This window comes from Polynucleobacter sp. 73C-SIWE (genome assembly GCF_018882465.1).
Taxonomy (GTDB): domain Bacteria; phylum Pseudomonadota; class Gammaproteobacteria; order Burkholderiales; family Burkholderiaceae; genus Polynucleobacter.
In genome coordinates this window covers 85,407-105,029 of the sequence record NZ_JACVOK010000001.1, presented here as the reverse complement: position 1 = coordinate 105,029, position 19,623 = coordinate 85,407, and the positions used below count along the sequence as shown (strand labels likewise).

At 44.9% G+C, this 19,623-nt stretch carries 18 protein-coding genes; 9 read left to right on the top strand and 9 right to left on the bottom strand.

The genetic code is table 11. The features are described from left to right. Nucleotides 1-12: 12 nt before the first annotated feature. On the bottom strand, nt 13-1,026 hold the full coding sequence (locus tag ICN17_RS00495; RefSeq protein ID WP_255538217.1) for a tripartite tricarboxylate transporter substrate binding protein: 1,014 nt from the start codon (nt 1,024-1,026) through the stop codon (nt 13-15). A gap of 120 nt (nt 1,027-1,146) precedes the next feature. Here ICN17_RS00495 and ICN17_RS00490 point away from each other — a divergent pair, with 120 nt between their 5' ends. Genes ICN17_RS00490 through ICN17_RS00470 form a run of 5 tightly spaced genes read left to right on the top strand, consistent with a single transcriptional unit; the run spans nt 1,147 to nt 5,344 of the window. Continuing rightward, the gene (locus ICN17_RS00490; RefSeq protein ID WP_216235603.1) at nt 1,147-2,082 is read left to right on the top strand and encodes a hydroxyacid dehydrogenase; all 936 of its coding nucleotides are present in this window, start codon (nt 1,147-1,149) and stop codon (nt 2,080-2,082) included. Continuing rightward, complete coding sequence (locus tag ICN17_RS00485; RefSeq protein ID WP_216235602.1) at nt 2,079-3,089, top strand: Ldh family oxidoreductase; 1,011 nt, start codon at nt 2,079-2,081, stop codon at nt 3,087-3,089. Before ICN17_RS00490 ends, ICN17_RS00485 begins: the two co-directional genes overlap by 4 nt. A 30-nt stretch (nt 3,090-3,119) precedes the next feature. Next, nucleotides 3,120-3,401, top strand: a complete 282-nt coding sequence (locus ICN17_RS00480; RefSeq protein ID WP_028818665.1) for a UxaA family hydrolase — start codon at nt 3,120-3,122, stop codon at nt 3,399-3,401. 40 nt (nt 3,402-3,441) lie between these two features. Beyond that, nucleotides 3,442-4,614, top strand: a complete 1,173-nt coding sequence (locus ICN17_RS00475; RefSeq protein WP_216861781.1) for a UxaA family hydrolase — start codon at nt 3,442-3,444, stop codon at nt 4,612-4,614. 10 nt (nt 4,615-4,624) lie between these two features. Then, nucleotides 4,625-5,344 carry a GntR family transcriptional regulator gene (locus ICN17_RS00470; protein WP_216235601.1) on the top strand — a complete coding sequence of 240 codons (720 nt, stop codon included), beginning with the start codon at nt 4,625-4,627 and terminating at the stop codon, nt 5,342-5,344. Here ICN17_RS00470 and ICN17_RS00465 read toward each other — a convergent pair. Together ICN17_RS00465 and ICN17_RS00460 are read right to left on the bottom strand one after the other, a co-directional pair. After that, nucleotides 5,337-7,070: a hypothetical protein gene (locus ICN17_RS00465; protein ID WP_216235600.1), complete on the bottom strand. Its 1,734-nt coding sequence runs from the start codon at nt 7,068-7,070 to the stop codon at nt 5,337-5,339. The two genes, ICN17_RS00470 and ICN17_RS00465, sit on opposite strands and share 8 nt — an antisense overlap. A gap of 16 nt (nt 7,071-7,086) precedes the next feature. Beyond that, a complete protein-coding gene (locus ICN17_RS00460; RefSeq protein ID WP_255538216.1) occupies nt 7,087-8,070 on the bottom strand; it encodes an AAA family ATPase in 984 nt (327 codons plus the stop codon). Nucleotides 8,071-8,212: 142 nt separating this feature from the next. On the opposite strand from ICN17_RS00460, the gene xsc reads away from it, so the two are divergent. The 4 genes from xsc (at nt 8,213) to ICN17_RS00440 (ending at nt 12,761) form a co-directional block, all read left to right on the top strand. Continuing rightward, nucleotides 8,213-10,021, top strand: coding sequence for a sulfoacetaldehyde acetyltransferase (gene xsc / locus ICN17_RS00455; RefSeq protein ID WP_087909167.1), 1,809 nt, complete (start codon nt 8,213-8,215; stop codon nt 10,019-10,021). A 92-nt stretch (nt 10,022-10,113) separates the two neighbouring features. Beyond that, complete coding sequence (locus tag ICN17_RS00450; protein WP_216235599.1) at nt 10,114-11,097, top strand: tripartite tricarboxylate transporter substrate binding protein; 984 nt, start codon at nt 10,114-10,116, stop codon at nt 11,095-11,097. 18 nt (nt 11,098-11,115) lie between these two features. Further along, nucleotides 11,116-12,348, top strand: a complete 1,233-nt coding sequence (locus ICN17_RS00445) for an aconitase X catalytic domain-containing protein (RefSeq protein WP_216235598.1) — start codon at nt 11,116-11,118, stop codon at nt 12,346-12,348. Further along, complete coding sequence (locus ICN17_RS00440) at nt 12,345-12,761, top strand: aconitase X swivel domain-containing protein (RefSeq protein WP_216235596.1); 417 nt, start codon at nt 12,345-12,347, stop codon at nt 12,759-12,761. The genes ICN17_RS00445 and ICN17_RS00440 overlap by 4 nt, the downstream gene beginning before the upstream one ends. Here ICN17_RS00440 and ICN17_RS00435 read toward each other — a convergent pair. The 6 genes from ICN17_RS00435 to ICN17_RS00410 are packed head-to-tail and all read right to left on the bottom strand — an operon-like array spanning nt 12,758 to nt 19,582. Further along, nucleotides 12,758-13,327 carry a nitroreductase gene (locus tag ICN17_RS00435; protein WP_216235592.1) on the bottom strand — a complete coding sequence of 190 codons (570 nt, stop codon included), beginning with the start codon at nt 13,325-13,327 and terminating at the stop codon, nt 12,758-12,760. The two genes, ICN17_RS00440 and ICN17_RS00435, sit on opposite strands and share 4 nt — an antisense overlap. A 15-nt stretch (nt 13,328-13,342) precedes the next feature. Next, the gene (locus ICN17_RS00430; RefSeq protein ID WP_216235589.1) at nt 13,343-14,278 is read right to left on the bottom strand and encodes a DmsC/YnfH family molybdoenzyme membrane anchor subunit; all 936 of its coding nucleotides are present in this window, start codon (nt 14,276-14,278) and stop codon (nt 13,343-13,345) included. Beyond that, nucleotides 14,278-14,937: a 4Fe-4S dicluster domain-containing protein gene (locus ICN17_RS00425; protein WP_216235588.1), complete on the bottom strand. Its 660-nt coding sequence runs from the start codon at nt 14,935-14,937 to the stop codon at nt 14,278-14,280. Before ICN17_RS00425 ends, ICN17_RS00430 begins: the two co-directional genes overlap by 1 nt. Further along, nucleotides 14,934-17,822 (bottom strand): molybdopterin oxidoreductase family protein, encoded by a 2,889-nt coding sequence (locus ICN17_RS00420; RefSeq protein ID WP_216235587.1) that lies wholly within the window; start codon nt 17,820-17,822, stop codon nt 14,934-14,936. The genes ICN17_RS00425 and ICN17_RS00420 overlap by 4 nt, the downstream gene beginning before the upstream one ends. A gap of 11 nt (nt 17,823-17,833) precedes the next feature. Beyond that, nucleotides 17,834-18,742, bottom strand: coding sequence for a bifunctional enoyl-CoA hydratase/phosphate acetyltransferase (locus tag ICN17_RS00415; protein ID WP_370625924.1), 909 nt, complete (start codon nt 18,740-18,742; stop codon nt 17,834-17,836). A 39-nt stretch (nt 18,743-18,781) separates the two neighbouring features. Further along, nucleotides 18,782-19,582 (bottom strand): IclR family transcriptional regulator, encoded by an 801-nt coding sequence (locus ICN17_RS00410; RefSeq protein WP_255538213.1) that lies wholly within the window; start codon nt 19,580-19,582, stop codon nt 18,782-18,784. Nucleotides 19,583-19,623 lie beyond the last annotated feature (41 nt).

Here is a 19,623-nt window from a genome sequence, read left to right as displayed (position 1 = left end):
CCTGAGCAAAACTTATTGGGCGGCAATATTACGAGCCTTGATCACTTTTTCCCAGGCTGCAGACTCATTTTTGATTTGAGCTTCTAACTCTTTAGGCGTATTTGCAATTGGAGTAAGACCATTAATGTCTAAGCTCTTACGCATTGCATCTGATTCAAGTGCTTTTTGAGTCGCAGCATAAATTTTATCTATGATAGCCTTCGGAGTCCCTGATGGTGCAGCTAATGCGTACCAGCCAACATTCACAAATCCAGGTATAGCTGCTTCAGAAACAGTTGGAACATCGGGTAACTGAACCACTCGTTTACTGCTTGTTATTGCCAAAGGCTTAATTTTTCCTGCTTTAGCAAATCCAGCTGCTGCCGGTAAGTTTCCAACCATGAAGTCAATTTGACCGGAGACCAAGTCATTGATGGCCGGAGCCTCGCCTTTGTATGGAACGTGCGTTGCAGCAATTCCAGCTGAGTATGTGAAATTTTCACCTGCCATATGGACTTGGCTGCCAATCCCTGCTGAGCCAAAGGTTAGATCTTTGGTTTTTGCTAATGCAATTAGCTCTTTTAAATTAGTTACTGGTAAATTTGGGCTAACTGATACCAGCATTGGTCCGCCTGCAACAGCAGTAATGTAGGTTAGATCAGTAGCATAATTTAAAGGAAGCTTTTTATATAAAAATGGATTTACAGTCGGCATGCTGCCAGATGAGAGCAACAGCGTATAGCCATTAGGAGGTGAGTTGGCAACTATTTCAGCACCAATATTGCCGCCTGCACCACCTTTATTTTCAACGATCACATTTTGACCGAGAATGGTAGTCATTTGCTGCGCCAAAATTCTTCCAAGAATATCGGTAGTGCCTCCAGGGGCAAAGGGAATAATTAATTTCACTGGTTTATCTGGCCAGCTCTGAGCTTGAGACGTTGAAGGGGAAATCAAACTTACCAATACCCCTGCGCCGATTAACAAGGACTTTATGGTGGTAATAAATTCTTTCTTAAACATCATGCTCCTCCTATTTTTATTCATGTTTTTTATCTTATCTCTTATTTCATTTTAAGGACATCATTTAAATGAAATAAGCCTATCTTTTTCTTAAAAATGGTACCGCTACTTGCAAGTGATCTAAATCATCTATATGATATGGATATGTCTACTATTTTGATCTCTGAGTTCATCACTAGTCAAGCCCTAGATACCCTGTGCTCTAGGCACGACGTCATTTACGAGCCTGACTTATATAAGGATAGGCCAGCTCTGATTGCTGCTGTGCAAAATATTGATGCGCTTGTAGTTCGCAATCTGACCCAGGTAAATGAGGAAGTCCTGAATGCATCTCCAGTATTGAAGGTTGTGGGACGTCTTGGAGTTGGACTAGAGAATATTGAACTGCCAGCTTGCGCCAAACGTAACATTAAAGTGATTCCTGCTACAGGCGCGAATGCTGAGTCGGTCGCTGAATACGTAGTTGGGGCTGCAGTCGCATTAACTCGTGGATTTATACCTGCAACGATGGCAACCCTTAAGGGCGAGTGGCCACGCCCTCGCTTTTCCGGATATCACGAATTTTTGGGTCAAACCTTAGGGATTGTCGGTTTTGGCAGTATTGGTAGGGTGGTAGCTAAAAAAGCACATGCCTTTGGTTTGCAATGTATCGCTTACGACCCGATGTTGTCTGACGATGCTGTAAAACTTGAGGAATATTCAGTACCCCTACTCACACTAAGTGAATTACTCTCTAGAAGTCATGCAGTTTCTTTACATCTTCCGTATTTACCTGAAACCAAGAATTTATTTAATGCGGTAACGCTTGATCAGATGAAAGAGGGTGCCTGTCTGATTAATACGGCTCGCGGTGGGATTGTTGATGAGTTGGCGCTTGCAGATCGACTTCGCTCAGGACGTATCGGCGGTGCGGCAATCGATGTTTTTTCTTCCGAGCCTGCTAAGGATTTAAGCCATTTCGAGGGAATTGAGAACCTCATTCTGACACCGCATATTGCGGGTGTAACGCATGAAAGTAATGAGCGTGTTAGCCAAATGATTGCCGATGAAGTGAATCGGTATTTAGGAGCTTTGAAATGAACTTGTCCTATGAAAAGATGGTTCAATTAGCGTCTTCAGGTCTACAAGCCGCTGGGATAGGGGGGAAAGCAGCATTTGAAACTGCACAGTTTTTAGCTCTTGCGGAATTAGATGGTTTGGCTTCCCATGGTTTAGCTCGAGTTTCTCAATACGCGGGACATGCAAAAAATCGTCGTGTAGAGCTTGATCCTAAAATTAAAGTGCGTCCTTTTAAGGCCTCTGCTGCGCTAGTGGATGCTTGTGATGGACTTGCATTTCCAGCCTTACGCTTTGCAACCGATTTATCAGTAAATCTAGCCTCTAAAACTGGTGTGGGCCTAGTTGCCGTAACCAATAGCCATCACTTTGGGGTTGCCGGGCATTTTGCCGAAGCTGCTGCTCGAGCAGGTTATATCTCGTTATTGTTTGGTAATACGCCTGCTGCCATGCCGATGGTTGGCGGAAGTAAGGCTTTGTTCGGCACGAATCCATTAGCGGCAGCTTTTCCGATTGACAATCAAGACCCCTTGGTAATTGATATGTCTTTGTCTGCGGTTGCTCGTGGAAAATTACTGGTTGCTGCCAAAAAAGGGGAGTCTATTCCTGAAGGCTGGGCTCTAAATGCTCAAGGCAAGCCGACTACTGATCCCAACGAAGGGCTGAAAGGTTTGATGGTTCCGCTTGGTGGTGATAAAGGGGCGCTATTGGCACTCATGATCGAATTATTAGTTGTTGGTTTGTCGGGCAGTAGATTTTCTTATGAGGCGGATTCATTTTTTGACGCCAAGGGAAATCGACCACGTATTGGCCAGCTCTTATTGACTTTTGATCCAGGATTAGCAGGTAGACAAGTATTTGCAAACAAGATACAAGGCTTTTTAAAAACTTTAGCGGCAGATGCTGGTACTCGTATCCCAGGACGTAGGCGTTTTAAGCAAAGGGCGGCGGGCTTTAAAGAGGGCGTCAATGTTTCTGATGTTGTTTTAGAAGAAATTCAGACTGGCATTCGTCAGTCATGGAATGGGTAGTATTCAAACAGGATTTTTAAGGAGAAAGAAATGATTCATTTTGTCGTGCATGAACCAGGAGACGTAGTTGGCGTTGTCGTGGTAGAGGGCGTAAAGGCTGGTACTGATTTAATTGGTTGGGTAATGGATGGTGATAGTACTGTCAATATCAAATCTGAGAGTGATATTCCAATTGGCCATAAGATTGCTCTGCAAGACATGAAAACCGGCGACACCATCATTAAGTATGGCGTAGATATCGGTAAGGTAGTTGCTCCTATCAAAAAAGGTGAGCATACCCATGTTCAAAATGTTAAGACTAAGCGTTGGTAATCGATACGAGTATTCACTACGATATTAAGAGAGATAAAAAATGATTAATTTAAAAGAAGCAACTTTTATGGGCTACCGCCGTGAAAATGGACGTATGGGTATTCGTAACCATGTCGTTATTTTGCCGTTGGATGACCTATCGAATGCAGCCTGCGAAGCAGTTGCTAATAATATTAAAGGCACCATTGCCATTCCACATCCTTACGGTCGCCTTCAGTTCGGTGCAGACTTAGAGCTTCACTTCAGAACCTTGATTGGCGCTGGCTGCAATCCTAACGTAGCTGGCGTAGTGGTGATTGGTATTGAGCCACAGTGGACCAAGATTGTGGTTGATGGTATTAAGGCTTCAGGTAAGCCAGTTGAAGGTTTCTGGATTGAGGGTAATGGCGATACAGCAACTATTGCTAGCGCTAGCAAAGCTGCTTACTCCATGATGAAGCATGCCTCTAAGCAACAGCGAGTCTCTGCTCCTTTATCAGAGCTATGGGTTTCTACTAAGTGCGGCGAATCTGACACTACTTCTGGTTGTGCATCCAATCCAACTGTAGGAAACGCTTTTGATAAGCTCTATGACATTGGTTCAACTTTGGTATTTGGTGAAACTACTGAGCTAACAGGTGGCGAACACTTAGTTGAGGCACGTTGCCGTACACCAGAGGTTAAGAAAAAATTCCGCGCCATGTTTGATCGCTATCAAGATGTTGTTGAGAAGAATAAAACGAGCGACTTATCCGATTCACAGCCAACTAAAGGCAATATTGCTGGTGGTCTTACCACCATCGAAGAGAAGGCATTGGGCAATATCCAGAAAATTGGTAAGAAATGTGTTGTGGATGGGGTGCTTGATAAGGCTGAAACTCCAACTATTCCTGGCTTGCATTTCATGGACTCATCTTCAGCAGCTGCTGAGATGGTGACTTTATGTGCTGCTGCAGGTTTTGCTGCTCACTTCTTCCCAACTGGGCAAGGTAACGTGATTGGTAATCCAATTCTTCCAGTGATCAAGTTGTGCGCTAATCCAAAAACTGTACGAACAATGTCTGAGCACATTGACGTTGATGTTTCTGGCATCTTGCGTCGCGAAGAAAACTTGGACACAGCAGGTGAGAAGCTTCTCGATGCACTGATCCGCACCGCAAACGGTGAATTGACGGCAGCTGAAATTTTGGGCCACCGTGAGTTTGTAATGACCCGTTTATACGAGTCTGCATAAGAAATAAAGTATGAAAACCCTGACCGCTTATGAAGAAGTTAAGCAAAAGATCACTGCAGATCTGGTCAGGGGGCGTTATCCGATGGGGCAGGCCCTGCCTGCCGAGAAGGATCTAGCCAAAGAGTTAGATGTATCTATAGGAACTCTGCGCAAAGCGGTAGATGAGTTAGTTGCAGAAGGAATTGTTGTTCGCCGTCAAGGTAGGGGAACCTATGTAGCTGAACATGATGCAAAACGCCTACTGTATTATTTTTTCCATGTAGTCCGTTGGGATGCTGATAAAAAAACATATCCTCGTGTTGAAACAGCCTCTTTTGGATCATCACAAGCAAGCAAGGAAGAGTCTCTTAAGTTAAGCCTTAAAGAAGGTGCCCCCGTTTGGCGAATTGTTACTCGCCTCTATTTAGAGGATGAATGCGTAATGATTGATCACATCACTTTAGATAAGAGGCGTTTTAAGAATCTTACCCGTCCTGATTTTGACAAGCGAGAAGGCAGTATTTATCAGCTTTATCAAGTCCGGTACGGTCAGTCGGTAGTTAAAACAAATGAAAGATTGCGGGCTGGGTTGGCTGGCAGACAAATGTCTACTTGGTTAAAGTTAAAGCCGGAGTCACCTGTGCTTCATATACGTAGAGTGGCCTTAGATATTCAAGATGAGCCGATTGAATGGCGTATTTCTACGCTTAATACTTCTCATCATGAATACTTCAATGAGCTAATTACTTAGCCTTTACGTTCTTTAATTCTTTAGCCCAATTCATTAGGTTTTCACTGAGATTGTGTATTTCATGATCCCAGCTTAAGCGGTTTGGAAAGTATGACCTTAATTCTTCCCCAATTCCGCAGCCCCATAGCTGAAGATTGGGCTGTTGCTCACACCAAGCAATGGCTTGTAAAAGATGATTCTTCAAAAATTCTTCCCCGTTCGCTTCAATGGTGGCCCGATCCATTGGGCAGCCATCAGAAAATAGAATCAGCGTCTTGTGGGTATATCGATTATCACTGCTATTTTGTAAACGTTCAGTCGCCCAAATGAGAGCCTCACCATCAATACTCTCTGTATAAATTTCAGGACGTAATAAAGCTGCTATGCCAGCTCTGGATCTTCTCCAACCGGTGTCGAAATCTTTAAAAATCCAATGAGCTCGTTCATTGAGGCGACCAGGGTTTGGGGGTTGCCCATTTTTACGCCACTCTTTAAAAGGTCGTCCACCCTGCCATGAACTGGTGCTGTAACCAAGCACCTCCGTTTTAATGCCCGCTTGCTCCAATATTCTCACCAAAGAATCTACACATACTGCAATTTTGACGCGTTGCTCTTTCATGGATCCAGAGCAGTCGATGAGAAGCGTTATTCTAGTATTGATTTTGCTGTTTGTTGCAAGTTGCTTGTAGAGAGGCGATTGGAGCGGGGAGGTCGCAGCACGCGTAAGATAACGACGATCCAGCAATCCCTCTGCCTCAGTGGTTTGCCAGCGTCTTGGTAGTTGGCTAGAAAAGATTTTCTGATAGATTCTAATGAGCTTAGCCCAAGGAATATTTTGTTTCGCGATTTCTTGATTTAACTCATCTTGATAGATCGCCAATTGCGCCGACCGAATTTTTACCTTTGCTTCGTCTTCAGTGTCATAGCTAGAGTTGTAGATATGATATTTTTCTAGTGATTTTTTCAGTAGATAACGCTGCTCACTTAAGTGATTTGCTGGACTCTTAAAATCGGTTGCAATTTTCCCGGCATGAGGGGGCACCCATTCAATTTTGAGATGAGTAGCGCTTTGATTTTTACGTTTAGTGCGGATACTCGGATTATTACGATATTCATCAGCAATCAATCCAGAAACTAGCTTAATGATCTCGTAGCTTACCTGCGCATACGCTTCTTGATTATTGCGGTTTGCTTTGAGTTTGACTAAAAGCGGGCCCATGTTTTCTGCTATACCGGCTCTCGTAGCCTCCACAATATCTTGCATTAGCTGTGGCATTGGTTGACTGTTGAGTTTCATCCACACGGTAGAGAAGATGGTGGCTAGTAGCAGGCCAATACTTCCTTCAACGCCACCACTAGCAATAAATTGCTGTATCCAAGCTATAAATTGAGTCTGAGTATTTTGGCGGCATCCCTTGAGCTCCTCAGGACAGTTACTTTCAACGCGGATTTGTTCTAGAACCTCAAATATCAGAGATTCAATCATTCCTTCCGGGGCGAGTGCAGCATGTAAGCTCGCATCTGAATTACGCAAACGCAATCCAATACCATCCAATATGCCTCGAGGATAAGCCCAGGATGCTTTTAGATTCTCAAGATTGAGGTGTGGAGCGATTGACTCGAGCGGTGCTGCATTGTGAAAGAGTTGCCAATCCCGAATCAGCGCACTTTTTTCTCTAGACAATGATCTAATCATTGCCCCATATTGCTGTTGTTGCTCGAAGTCTTGATGGGTTTGGGTTTTCAAGATAAGCTTGATTGCGCTAGTTTGATTTATTGCTGATTTCAAGCTCGCTAGCAAAGCAGCGTTGGTAGTATTCGGCCACCAAAGCTTTTTCCTCTGATTCACATTTATTCAAAAATGCAAGCGAGAATGCAATCTGCAAGTCTTTAAAGATGCGCCAGTTTTCTCCCCAGGTAATTAGTGTTCTAGTGGACATTAATGTAGAAATATCACCCGCAGCAAAACCATTTCTAGTGAGATTGGCAAGGCTAATCATTGCCATTGCCTGGGCATCAGAGAGTTCGGGTACTTTGGCGAGCAAAATCTTTTGCTCTTCCTGTGGTTCTAGGTAGTTCAATGCTGCAACGATATCCCAGCGATCCATTTGACCGTGATTTAGTAATTGTGTGCCTTGATATAGACCATTCCAGTTGCCTAGTCCAACGGTATTGCTGGTAGCAAAGATTCGAAAGGCTGGATTGGGATTGATCACTCTGTTTTGATCGAGTAGGGTGAGGCGACCTTCGCGCTCTAGCATTCTCTGAATAACAAACATTACATCTGGCTGGCCTGCATCATATTCATCGAGGATGAGTGCAACAGGGCGTTGCAAACTCCATGGAATGAGCCCCTCTTGAAAGCGGGTAATTTGTTTGCCATCTTCTAAGGCAATTACATCCTTGCCAATCAGATCCATCCGGGTGATTTGGCCATCTAAATTAATACGCAAGCAGGGCCAATTTAGGCGAGCAGCCACTTGCTCTATGTGGGTTGACTTGCCAGTGCCATGCATGCCTTGCAGCATGACTCTTCGATTGAAAGCAAACCCCGCCAGAATCGCTAATGTGGCCTCTGGATTCAATTGATAGCTTGGGTCAATGGTGGGCACTAGCTCTGTAGCTTCGATAAACGCAGGGATCTCAAAATCTGCAAAGCCACGACATTCCGGAAAGGCCGCATGTAAGGAAACCTGCTTTTCAGGCTGTAAACCCATTAAATCAATTGAAGAAGTGCTTTCAGCCATTTCCTTGCCTTTAAAAGTCTTAATACGTTGTCAAATATATTCCATATTGGGGTTTATATGCTTGACTTTACCAAAAATACGCGATTATTATTAATATTGTAGAACAAAATGTTCCGTTTAATTGAATACCTAGGAGAGCTTTATGTCTAAGTCTGGCGCTAATTTACCTACCGGCCCGCAAAAAATGACCCCTTCTGAAGCATTTGTGGAGACGATGGTCGCCAATAAGGTGAAGGATATATTTGGAATCATGGGCTCTGCATTTATGGATGCGATGGATATTTTTGCTCCAGCAGGTATTCGTTTGATCCCTGTTGTTCATGAACAAGGTGCGGCGCATATGGCTGATGGCTATGCTCGCGTTAGTGGTAATCATGGTGTTGTGATTGGACAAAATGGTCCCGGCATTAGCAACTGCGTTACAGCAATTGCGGCTGCTTATTGGGCACACAGCCCAGTAGTGATCATCACACCTGAAACAGGAACAATGGGCATGGGCTTAGGCGGGTTCCAAGAAGCCAATCAACTGCCAATGTTCGAAGAGTTCACAAAATATCAGGGCCATGTAAATAATCCTAAGCGCATGGCTGAATTTACTGGCCGCTGTTTTGATCGCGCTCTATCTGAAATGGGCCCAACCCAACTCAATATCCCGCGTGATTATTTCTATGGTGAAATTGAAGTAGAGATTCCGCAGCCGAATCGCCTCGATCGTGGTCCTGGTGGTGAAAAGAGTTTAGATGAGGCAGCTGAGCTCTTGGCTAACGCTAAGTTCCCAGTCATTATTTCTGGTGGCGGCGTAGTAATGGGTGATGCCGTTGAAGAGTGCAAGGCATTTGCTGAGCGCCTTGGTGCTCCAGTAGTGAATAGCTATCTACACAATGATTCTTTCCCGGCAAGCCACCCACTGTGGTGCGGCCCTCTCGGTTATCAGGGTTCTAAAGCTGCGATGAAGCTGATCTCGCAGGCAGACGTGGTGGTTGCACTTGGTTCACGCCTTGGGCCATTTGGTACATTGCCACAACACGGTATGGACTACTGGCCTAAAAATGCAAAGATTATTCAAATCGATGCCGACAACAAGATGCTCGGCTTAGTGAAGAAAATTTCTGTAGGAATTTGTGGTGATGCTAAGGCTGCTGCAGTTGCATTAACCAAGCGTCTGGAAGGTAAGACCTTAGCCTGTGATGCAAGCAAGGCTGAACGTGCAAAAACGATTGCAGCAGAAAAAGCAGCATGGGAAAAAGAGTTAGATGATTGGACTCATGAAAAAGACCCATTCAGCTTAGACATGATTGAAGAGCAGAAAAAAGAGGTGACTCCAACAGGAGGTCATTACTTGCACCCACGTCAAGTTTTACGCGAGCTTGAAAAAGCAATGCCTGCTGACGTAATGGTGTCCACTGATATTGGTAATATCAACTCCGTTGCCAATAGCTATCTGCGCTTTGAAAAACCACGTAGCTTCTTTGCTCCAATGAGTTTCGGTAACTGTGGTTATGCATTACCAACTATTATTGGGGCCAAAGCAGCGGCGCCTGATCGTCCCGCAATTGCTTATGCCGGAGATGGTGCATGGGCAATGAGTATGGTGGAGATTTTGACTGCTGTGCGACACGATATCCCAGTTACTGCGATTGTTTTCCATAATCGTCAGTGGGGCGCTGAGAAAAAGAACCAGGTAGATTTCTATAATCGCCGTTTTGTAGCGGGCGAGCTGGATAGCCCAAGTTTTGCGGGTATTGCGAAATCCATGGGCGCTGAAGGCATCATAGTGGATCAACTTGATCAGGTTGGTCCAGCCCTCAAGAAGGCAGTTGATATGCAGATGAAGGAAGGTAAGACTTGTGTCATCGAGATTATGTGTACTCGTGAACTGGGCGATCCATTCCGCCGCGATGCCTTATCTAAGCCAGTACGTTTCCTGGATAAATACAAAGATTACGTATAAGACGTTATGAGCATAAAGAGAGAGTCCGGTTTAACTGGACTTTTTCTTTTGCGCTAGACTATTTCTATCCATACTTTTCTAGGGTCAGACTGATGAATAACCTAATAATAAAAGTTTGTAAATGTTTCTTGGTATGTTTTGGATTAGTTTTGCTTTCAAGTAATGTAATGGCGCAGGCCTATCCGATTAAGCCGATTCGCTTAATCGTGCCATTTCCTCCGGGAGGTCCAACTGATATTGTTGCTCGACCACTAGCCTTATTGCTTGGTGAAAGTCTTAAGGAACAAGTAGTGATTGAGAATAAGGGCGGAGCTGGTGGGTCAATTGGTGCGGATCTCGTTGCTAAGTCTGCTCCCGATGGTTATACCTTGTTCATGGGCACTGTCGGTACAAATGCAATTAATGGCAGCCTTTACAAACAGTTGCCGTATGACATGACAAGAGATTTCACGCCTATCGCTTTAGTGGCGACCGCTCCTGTAGTGATTGTGGTGAATTCGAGTGATCGTATTAAGACGCTTGCTGAATTGATTGCAGAGGCTCGATCAAAGCCCGAGACAATTGCCTATGGAACTGCTGGAAATGGAACTCCAGGACATTTAACTGCAGCGCTATTTGAATCTACTACCCAGATTAAATTGAAGCATATTCCCTATAAAGGAAGCGCTCCTGCTGTAACTGACCTCATTGGTAATCAAATCCCATTGATGTTTGATCCAATTCAGTCTGTATTGCCGCATATCACCTCAGGCAAGTTGCGTGCCTTGGCAGTGACGAGTAAAACCCGTTCACCTTTGTTGCCAAATACGCCTACTGTAGCTGAGTTGGGTTATCCGCAATTTGAATCAACTGCATGGTGGGCTTTATTTGCTCCGGCTAAATTACCAGAGCCAATTACAAAAAAACTGAGAGCTGATACTGAGAAGATTGCACAATCAGCCGCATTCAAGGAGCGCCTGGGTAATTTAGGTGTTCAACCAAATACTGACTTTAAGGAAAGCTTAGCCAACTTCCAAACTAGTGAGATTGCTAAGTGGGCTAGAGTAGTTCGTGATTCTGGCGCTACTGTTGATTAATAGTAAATAAGAAAACAAATGAAACTGAATGCAGAAGAAAAGGCAATGCTTGCTGGTGAGTTTGGTCCAGTAAGGCAGATAGCAATTCAACATCAAATTAAGGTCGGTGAATTTTTTGGAGCCAATGACTTAGTTCCTGTATCTCAGGCTCACATCATGGCTGATACCGAGAGTTTGGGTGAGGCTGGTGTTGAGTGGTTAGAGGGCCTTGCAAAATATTCCACTGCAGATCGAATGGTTCGCATTCCAACCATCACCGATCCAAGAGGTACCGATTTCACTAAAGCAAAGCAATTGGGTCAAACTGAAAAAATGCTTGAGTTGGAGAGACGGGCGATCGATGCTTTTGTAAAAATGGGGGTATCAATGACGGATACCTGTATTAACTACCAAACAATTATGGCTCCAGTTTATGGTGAGCATTTAGCATTTGGCGATACAGGTGTTGTGATCTACTCAAATAGCGTTTGTGGTGCGCGCTCCAATTTTGAGGGTGGCCCTTCGGCATTAGCAGCAGGTCTTACCGGCAGAACTCCGCGTTATGGCTATCACCTAGATGAGCATCGCAAGCCAACTCATCGTTTCAAAACTTCATGGACCCCTCAGACTTTAAATGAATGGGGCGCACTGGGTGGATTGATTGGTAAAAAATCAGGTAACTATTGGTCAGTGCCTGTACTTGAAGGGATTGAAGGTCATCCTGGATCCGATGCCATGAAGCATTTTGGCGCAGCTATGGCTAGCTTTGGTTCTACAGCCTTATTTCATGTACTTGGCGTGACTCCTGAAGCCTTGCGCTCGCGCGATCTGGAATATTTACATCTCCCAGAGGCTCTCATTACTAAAGAAGAGGTAATGGGGCTGCAAAATTCATACAGGATTGCAGAGGAGATTGATGTAGTTGTATTTTCAGCTCCGCAATTAAGTTTGATGGAAATGAAGAGTATTGCTGAGTTATGTAATGGCAAGAAATTTATCAAGCCTTTACTTGCTATGACCAGTCCTCAGGTAAAGCCTGACTCTGATCGTATGGGCTATACCGAAATGATTGAGAATGCTGGTGGAACAGTATTTTCTGGCATGTGCTTCTATCAGTCTTACGCCAGAGAAATTGCCGAGACAAATGGATGGAAGGTGTTGGCAACGAATAGCGCAAAGATAGTTAATATTTTGGGCGGCTATGGCTATACACCAATGTTGGCATCGATGGAAGATTGTGTGCAAGCTGCCGTAACCGGGAGATTAAAGTGAGTGGAAAAATATATAAAGCGAAACACGCTCAAGGTCAGAGTATCGAAGGTGAGTGCCTCAGTGCATCTGATGGATTTTCAGCTCGTTACGATTTAGATCGTCTGAAGGGGGTATTTTCACGACCTGCTCATAAACTATTTGGCCAGTCCTATAAAGATAAAATTTTGGTGCTAGATGCCGCTAAAGGTGGCGTAGCAAGCGCCTGGATGCTTTATGAAATGAAGTCTAGAGATCTTTGCCCATCAGCGATTATTTTCAATGCTGTAAATCCAATCTTAGCTCAGGGCGCAGCCCATGCTGGCATCCCCATGTTAAGTGGTTTTGATTGTGATATTACACAGGCTATTGCTAGCGGAGCAAGATTGCGAATTGATACTAAGAACCAAACAGTCGAAGTACTCTGGAGTTCTTAAAAAATGGAGTGGTATTCAGATAAGCCTGGCCGGATTCGACCAGGCTTATTTTTTAATACAGTGCCAATCGTAATAAAGCAGATTGGTTCTTCGTCATTTGTAAGTTTAAATAGTGATCTAACTCGGTCACTTTGTAGAGCTCGGCCACTGGATAATCCGGAGCCAAATCCAAAAGCGTAAGCGCTCAATAGAATATTTTGAATAGCGCATCCAAGAGATATCAGCTTTTCTTGCTTGCTGATATCTTCATTACTTTCTTTGTAATTTGCTATGGCTAGCAAGAGCAGTGGGCCTCGAGAAGCTTTATCAAGCGCCTCTTGTTGTTGTGTTGGAGTAGCTGCTTGATCTCGGTCTAATAGACACTGACGGAAGACCTCCCCAAGTGCAGAACGACTACCCTCTTGAATCTCAATGAATCGCCATGGCACCATTCTGCCGTGATCAGGGGCCGCATTAGCCGCCAAGAGAATAGTCTCTTTTTGGGATGTACTGGGCCCAGGACTACCTAGTCTTTTAGGAGATACATGGGTTCTGCCATTGATGAGCTGTTCGGCAAATTGATCCATGAGCATCGGTTGTGCTTAAGAGACTCTTTGATAGTACAAATTTTGGGGATGATTTGCTTCTGCAAAAAACATCCATCTTTCGGCAAGTAAGCCCAGGTAGTTAATGAGCAATGCCAATGTAATCACTAAGAAATTAGGTGAGGTGATCGCATAGGCCATCAAGATCATGGGGATGACATAGGCACAAAGCAAAATAATCTTGCGTATATTGGCAATCACTTTATCTGTTTGATGATGAAAGAATTCGCGAGTGTTAAAACTGCCACCCATGAGTCCCATCGAAGTTTGGCGAATATTATTACCCTTAATTCCAGTCGCCGTCGCCAGGTTCGATTTTGGCTTCAGCTTACGATTGCGGCTCCAAATCCAAAGCTTCAGACTCAACGATAGAAACAACAATACAAAAGCAATGACAGAGAGTGGGGCATCAATCAATTGCGCTGAGGTATCGCCCCATAGCGCAATTAGTAGTTCTAACAAAATCCAGCCAGAAGTTGCGCCCAGCAGAATAAAGTTAGTTAAGGTGGAAGGATGCGACCACTCTTGAATGAAGCGAATACATTGATAGATTTTGGCGGTACATACCCAAAGGACTATCGTAGTAAATAGCAGGACAATCCATAGCCACTGTGGTACTTCGCCAAAGCCTGCATAAAGGAAAATTACCACCGTTACAGCCATGACTGCCGGTAGGGCGATCACCTCTCTTGATAGCCAAGAAGTTCTCCACATCATGGCAGCGCGCCATGCTCTCTCAGGGTGGCCCAGGTGAAAGAATGAGGCAATCAGACTTAAAGCTAGGATAGCAAAAGCAACTGGTAGAGCTAGATTGGTGAGAAATGCATTGGGAATAGATTGATTATGCAAGTTTGCTAGCGCTATAAAAAATAGCAGGCCTTGAGCCATTCCGACCAAGGTAGTAAAGAAAATAATTGAAAATTGTGGACGCATTATTTGTCATTCCTTGCTGCATCAATTGTTTCCATAATGGAACGCGGTAAATAATGATTGGCTGGTTGGGTTTCCCATTCAGGCATGAGTGCATAGCCGGAGCGCTCCTCGATCGCTTTACTGGCGTCAGATTCTGGATCATGGACATCGCCAAAAATACGTGCGCTAGTAGGGCAGGCTAGAACGCAGGCAGGCTTCTTCTCAGCCTCTGGCAAAGTCTCGCTATAGATTCGATCTACGCAGAGAGTGCACTTGGTCATCACTTGACGCTCTTCATCGAGCTCGCGAGCGCCGTAAGGGCAGGCCCAAGAGCAATAGCTGCAGCCGATACATTTCTCATAGTCCACCAGAACAATGCCATCCTCTTTGCGTTTATAGCTTGCACCTGTCGGGCAAACCGGAACGCAAGGAGGCTCTTCGCAATGTAGACAGGACTTTGGAAAGTGAACTGTTTGTGTGTTGGGGAAAGTGCCTGCTTCGAAAGTTTGTACTCGATTGAAGAAGGTTCCACTTGGACTGGCGCCATAGGCATTCAGATCAGTCAAAGGGCCTGCTGAGCCAGAAGTATTCCACTCCTTGCAAGAAGTAACGCAAGCATGGCATCCCACGCATACATTCAGGTCAATAACGAGAGCTAGCTGTTTATTTTTTTTACTCATTTTGTCTCTCCCGATTTTTTGAGAGCCATTCCGGGGACTTCAAATGCTTTTACTTGTGGCCAAGTTTCTTTTGGTTCATTTTCATCGGCTGGAGCCAGTCGCACACGGACGTCATACCATCCAGCCTGTCCAGTAATCGGATCGGAATTGCTTACAGTAAAGCCTCCCAATGGAAGCTCTTCTGAGATCAGGTGGTTTAGCAGAAATCCTTTTTTAGATTCATCTGCATCGTTGCTCAAGCTCCAAGCGGATTCTGCTTTACCAATCGCATTCCAGGTCCATACTGTTCCTGGGTCAACTGCCTCGGAATGTCTTGCCATGCAGCGAACTTTCCCCCATTGAGACTCAATCCACATCCAGGCGCCATCAGCGATACCACTCTTGAGTGCAGTAGCGGTGTTGACGTACAAATAGTTATGACTATGGATTTGTCTTAACCAGGCGTTTTGTGAGTCCCATGAGTGGTACATTGCCATTGGACGTTGGGTAATGGCATTGAGGGTAAATTTCGTGAGATCAGTAGCCTCATCTTCAAGTGGTGGATACCAGAAAGGTAGTGGATCAAAGTATTTATAGATACGCGCCTTCAGATGCTCTGGAGGTTGTGCGCCTGGACGTTTTCCGGTGGATGCCAATCTAAAGCGCTGCAGGATATCCGAGTAAATCGCAATCATGATTGGATCGTTCTTTTGGCGTAGGGCGTTCTCCTTTGAGAAGTCTAAATAGCCCTTGTTCCAGTTACGCATATATTGATGCTCGGGAGGCATGTGATATTGGTGAACGCAATTATTCTCAGCATATTTTTGCCACTGGTTTGGATTAGGTTCACCGCGTAGTGGTTTATCACCATCTTTGCCACGCCAACCACTTAAGAAGCCAATACCTGAGTCAGGAGTGGTTTGGAAGCGGGTAATAAAGTCTGGGTAATCTTTAAACTTGCGATCCCCCTCTGGGGTAGTGAATGCAGGAAACTTTAAGCGAGAAGCCAGCTCAATCAGTACTTCCTGAAATGGTTTGCACTCGCCTAGGGGTTCGAGAACGGGAATGCGAACAGAATCAACAGGACCATCAAATTCAGAGATTGGTCTATCTAGCATGCTCATCACATCATGGCGCTCAAGGTAGGTGGTGTCAGGTAGTACTAGGTCTGCAAAATCCACCATCTCTGATTGGAATGCATCGCACACAACGAGGAATGGAATCTTAAATTCGCCATCATCACCTTTTGCATTGAGATGTTCGCGAACCTCCATGGTATTCATGGTGGAATTCCAGGACATATTAGCCATGAAGATCATCAGCGTATCAATGGAATACGGATCACCTTTAACAGCGTTAGTAATCACGTTATGCATTAAACCGTGCGCAGCTAAGGGATGCTCCCAGGAATATGCTTTATCAATACGCAGTGGTTTGCCATCAGAGTCCAACGCTAAATCTTCTGGCTGTGTTGGCCATCCCAGCGGAGGTTTAGCCAGCGGGGTGTTTGGCTTGATATCATTTTCAGAAGAAGGCGGTTTCGCATTGGGCGGCACCTGTCTTGGGTAGGGAGCTTTGTGTCTAAAACCACCCGGACGATCAATGGTTCCTAAGAGTGACATCAGTACCGCTAGACCTCTAGTTGTCTGGAATCCATTGGAGTGAGCAGATAAGCCGCGCATGGCATGGAAAGCAACTGGCCTACCAGTTACAGAGTCATGCTTTTCACCCCAAGAATCAGTCCATTGAATAGGTAACTTAAACTCTTGACCGAATGCAGTGTCTGCCATTTCAAGGGCAAGCTTACGAATCCGTTCTGCTGGAATACTGGTAATGGCAGCAGCCCACTCTGGAGTAGTTTCGCAGACTTGTCTTTTTAGTAATTCAAATGCAGGAGCAACTTTTTTACCTTGATGTGGGCCTGGGCCCATCACATATTCACCAAGCAGGGTAGGTGAGCTTCCTGGTGCAAAGCAGGGTTTCGCACTTTGGGATTTTTCATCCCAGATATATTTGTTATGCGGTAAATCTGTATTCAGTGGATCAGAGTCAGGGTCGTACAGAAACAAACCTTCTTCCGGTCCCGAATCCATACACACTAATTGCGCTGAGTTACTAAAGCGCTTTAAGAATGGGGCGTCGTATTTTTCAAGGCGAATAAGCTCATGCATCAAGGCCATAAACAAAGCGCCATCAGTACCCGGTTTGATCGGAATCCATTCATCGGCAATAGCAGAATATCCAGTTCTCACTGGGTTGATTGAGATAAAGCGACCACCAGCCCGTTTGAATTTCGATAAAGCAATCTTCATTGGGTTGCTGTGATGATCTTCTGCCGTTCCAATCATGACAAACAATTTCGCTTGATCTAAATCTGGGCCGCCAAACTCCCAGAAGCTTCCGCCAATCGTATAGATCATGCCGGCCGCCATATTGACAGAGCAGAAGCCTCCATGAGCAGCATAGTTCGGCGTGCCAAACTGCCTTGCAAATAAACCGGTAAGAGCTTGCATCTGGTCGCGACCAGTAAAGAGGGCAAATTTCTTGGGATCAGTGGTGCGAATTTTGGCAAGACGCTCAGTCAGAATATCAAATGCTTTTTCCCAGCTAATTGGTTCAAACTCACCATCACCTCTTTCGCTGCCAGCCTTACGAAGTAGCGGCTGCGTGATGCGTGCAGGAGAATTCTGTTTCATGATTCCTGAGGCGCCCTTAGCACAGATAACGCCTTGATTTAAAGGGTGCTCAGGATTGCCATCGATATAAACTAATTTTCCATCTCGTAGATGCGCTCTAATTCCGCAACGACAGGCGCACATATAGCAGGTAGTTTTTTTGATCTCCGTTGCTGGTGCTTGCTTGTTAATTGGGTCATGCACGGGGTCGCTAGAAAATATTTTGAACATAGGCTTCTCAACTATTGAGGGTTTTTAGCAAGCAGAATGGCCATCGCTGTAGATGCCACTCTAGAAAAAACAGAATCAGACCTGGATGTCAGTGTGATTGGAACTTGTGCGCCAAGAATGGTTCCTGCGCATTCCGCCCCAGCCATATAGACAAAGGATTTATACAGAATATTCCCAACTTGTAAATCTGGCATCAACAAAAGATCGGGATCCCCAGCGACCTTTGAATAAATCCCTTTAGTTCTTGCTGACTGTGCTGAAATTGCATTATCAAATCCAAATGGACCTTCAATAATCGTATCCGGAAAAATCGGATGGGCAATATGCTCATCAACGATCTCTTTTGCATCAGTGGTGGAGGACATGGCTGGGTTGATTACTTCGGTAGCAGCGATAATTGCCACTTTGACATTACTAATACTTAACCTTTTTAGGGCATCCAAACTGTTGGCTAGTATTTCTCTTTTGAGTTGAGCATTTGGCGCAATGTTGATAACGGCATCAGTGACGCCAAGTAGCTTGTGGTAACGAGCTAGTTCAAATAAAAAAAGATGACTGACGCGTTTATCAGTGCGTAATCCATCTCGGTGCACAATTGGTCCCATCAGATCTTCAGTATGAAGAGATCCCTTCATCAGAACTGCTAGCTTTCCTTCTTTCACCATCTCAACTGCTTTCTTGGTTGCTAAGATGGGATCTTTCGGTGTATCGACAATCTGTATACCATCTAAAGAGAGTTCTTCAATGGCTGCAAGTTCTTCGATTTCTTTTTTCGGGCCTATCAGGATTGGAGTACATAATTGTCTTTTAATGAGATCAAAAACAGTTTCTAGTGCTGGCGCACTTAGAGGGTAGACCACCCCAAGCGGTAGATCGCTCTTAGCTTCCTCAATCATTTTTTCTAAGAGCGGATATTTCACGTTTAGGTTTGTCCTGAGGTGACTCTAATGCTGCGCTAATTAGGAGAGGGTTTGGGAAATACGCTCAGAAGCTTCTTTAAGCTTGGGAATATGTTCCATTGCCTGATTCAAAGGAAGTCTTGCTGTTGCTGCATGAACTGCTATCGCAGCTACTATCTCACCTAATGAGTCTCTGACTGGCACTGCTACACAAGAAACTCCCAATACATACTCTTCGTTATCTACCGCATAACCAGTGCTCACAATTCTCTCCATCTCCGATTCCAGTAGATGGCGATCAGTAATGGTTCTGTGGGTAAATTGTTGAAGTGGAAGATTTTCTAAAATCTTGGAGCGCTCATCTGCGGGCTTGTATGCGAGTAGTAGCTTTCCGCTGGCGCTGCAGTGTGGGGGCAGTACTGTGCCTGGTGGCAGGTGAAGACGCAAGGCCCAGTCAGCCTCGACTCTATCTAAATAAAACAGTTCGCCACGTCTCAATACAGCTAGGTTACAGGTTTCGCCCAGATCAGCCACTAAGCCACGCAGGATGGTATGACGAATAGCGGAAACGCTGTCATGTGTCAGGGTAGACATTGCTAGATGAGACAGTCGCTCACCTGGTGAATAAGTTCGCCCTCCGGGCTCTCTTGCCACTAAACCAGCCTCTTCAAAAATAGCTAATGTTCTATGTAAAGATGCTTTTGGCATTCCGGTAATTTGCATGAGTTGGGCTAGGGTGGCAGGTTGCTGCAACGCTGCCAGGGCCTCCAAAATCACCACGCCTTTGAGCATGGAAGAGTTTTCGCTAGAACTATCTCTTTTAGCGATATCTGGCTGTTCGATGTTGTCTAGTTCAAGCATGGGTCTTAAATCTCATGAAATGTTTCATTTTGTTCATTCTA

Bases quoted from the DNA above. Each gene is read 5' to 3' on its own strand.
- ICN17_RS00480 (WP_028818665.1), top strand. From the start codon at position 3,120: ATGATTCATTTTGTCGTGCATGAACCAGGAGACGTAGTTGGCGTTGTC.
- ICN17_RS00485 (WP_216235602.1), top strand. From the start codon at position 2,079: ATGAACTTGTCCTATGAAAAGATGGTTCAATTAGCGTCTTCAGGTCTA.
- ICN17_RS00435 (WP_216235592.1), bottom strand. From the start codon at position 13,327: ATGGATCAATTTGCCGAACAGCTCATCAATGGCAGAACCCATGTATCT.
- ICN17_RS00460 (WP_255538216.1), bottom strand. From the start codon at position 8,070: ATGGCTGAAAGCACTTCTTCAATTGATTTAATGGGTTTACAGCCTGAA.
- ICN17_RS00470 (WP_216235601.1), top strand. From the start codon at position 4,625: ATGAAAACCCTGACCGCTTATGAAGAAGTTAAGCAAAAGATCACTGCA.
- ICN17_RS00475 (WP_216861781.1), top strand. From the start codon at position 3,442: ATGATTAATTTAAAAGAAGCAACTTTTATGGGCTACCGCCGTGAAAAT.
- ICN17_RS00490 (WP_216235603.1), top strand. From the start codon at position 1,147: ATGTCTACTATTTTGATCTCTGAGTTCATCACTAGTCAAGCCCTAGAT.
- ICN17_RS00420 (WP_216235587.1), bottom strand. From the start codon at position 17,822: ATGTTCAAAATATTTTCTAGCGACCCCGTGCATGACCCAATTAACAAG.
- ICN17_RS00410 (WP_255538213.1), bottom strand. From the start codon at position 19,582: ATGCTTGAACTAGACAACATCGAACAGCCAGATATCGCTAAAAGAGAT.
- ICN17_RS00495 (WP_255538217.1), bottom strand. From the start codon at position 1,026: ATGAATAAAAATAGGAGGAGCATGATGTTTAAGAAAGAATTTATTACC.
- ICN17_RS00425 (WP_216235588.1), bottom strand. From the start codon at position 14,937: ATGAGTAAAAAAAATAAACAGCTAGCTCTCGTTATTGACCTGAATGTA.
- xsc (WP_087909167.1), top strand. From the start codon at position 8,213: ATGTCTAAGTCTGGCGCTAATTTACCTACCGGCCCGCAAAAAATGACC.
- ICN17_RS00445 (WP_216235598.1), top strand. From the start codon at position 11,116: ATGAAACTGAATGCAGAAGAAAAGGCAATGCTTGCTGGTGAGTTTGGT.
- ICN17_RS00450 (WP_216235599.1), top strand. From the start codon at position 10,114: ATGAATAACCTAATAATAAAAGTTTGTAAATGTTTCTTGGTATGTTTT.
- ICN17_RS00430 (WP_216235589.1), bottom strand. From the start codon at position 14,278: ATGCGTCCACAATTTTCAATTATTTTCTTTACTACCTTGGTCGGAATG.